Genomic DNA, 944 nt, shown 5'->3' on the forward strand with positions numbered 1-944 from the left:
ACTGAAGAAAGTGCATCTGGAACTGGGCGGCAAAGGGGCCAATGTGGTCTTCGCCGATGCCGACGAAAAGGCGGTAAAACGCGGCGTCCTGCACATGATGAACAACACCGGTCAAAGCTGTAACGCGCCCAGCCGGATGCTGGTGCAGCGTCCGATCTATGATCAGGCGGTTGAGACAGCCGCCGAAGTGGCGAACAAGGTCACCGTCGGCAGTGCCGCCGAGGAAGGCCGACATATCGGACCGGTGGTGAACGAAGTGCAGTGGACCAAAATTCAGGACCTGATCCAGAAAGGAATTGATGAGGGCGCGCGTCTGGTTGCAGGCGGTACGGGTCGGCCAGAGGGGCTGAACAAGGGCTATTATGTGCGCCCAACGGTTTTTGCCGATGCCAATAACCAGATGACGATCGCGCGCGAGGAGATCTTTGGCCCGGTTCTGACTATGATCCCCTTCGACACCGAAGAAGAAGCCATCGAGATTGCCAATGACACACCTTACGGGCTGACCAATTATGTTCAGACCCAAGACGGTGCACGCGCCAACCGAATGGCTCGCGTCTTGCGGTCGGGCATGGTTGAGATGAACGGCCAGTCGCGCAGCGCTGGGTCCCCGTTTGGTGGGATGAAACAGTCCGGCAATGGCCGCGAAGGCGGGGTTTGGGGACTGGAGGACTTCCTTGAGGTCAAGGCCGTTGGCGGTTGGGCCGCCGAATAGTCAATCTTGGTGCTATCAAAATGTGAGTCACCCTAAGGGTGCCTCGCTTTGTTTCTTAGGCAGGTCGGACGATAAGCTGCGGCTCTCCGTCCGACGTGTGACGGGTGGATCGACCATCCCAGCCAATCTCACCTGTCACCCGCTGGCGAAGGGACGAAAAACTGTCGAACCGGACCACATCTACGGGCACGTCGAACTGAAGGGTCACCCGGCGATGTCCGCCATCCCC

The 944-nt window shown here is 58.9% G+C and carries 2 protein-coding genes; one reads left to right on the forward strand and one right to left on the reverse strand.

Annotation, left to right across the window (positions count from 1 at the left end; translation table 11 throughout):
• On the forward strand, window positions 1-715 hold a 715-nt coding region (locus ACR0CG_RS23975), incomplete at its 5' end, for an aldehyde dehydrogenase family protein (protein WP_480528010.1).
• Between the two features lie 55 nt (window positions 716-770).
• On the opposite strand, the gene ACR0CG_RS23980 is transcribed toward ACR0CG_RS23975, so the two are convergent.
• Window positions 771-944 (reverse strand): glyoxalase superfamily protein (locus ACR0CG_RS23980; protein ID WP_480528012.1); only part of this gene is annotated, 174 nt, incomplete at its 5' end.

The organism is Ruegeria sp. AB8, from assembly GCF_056542605.1.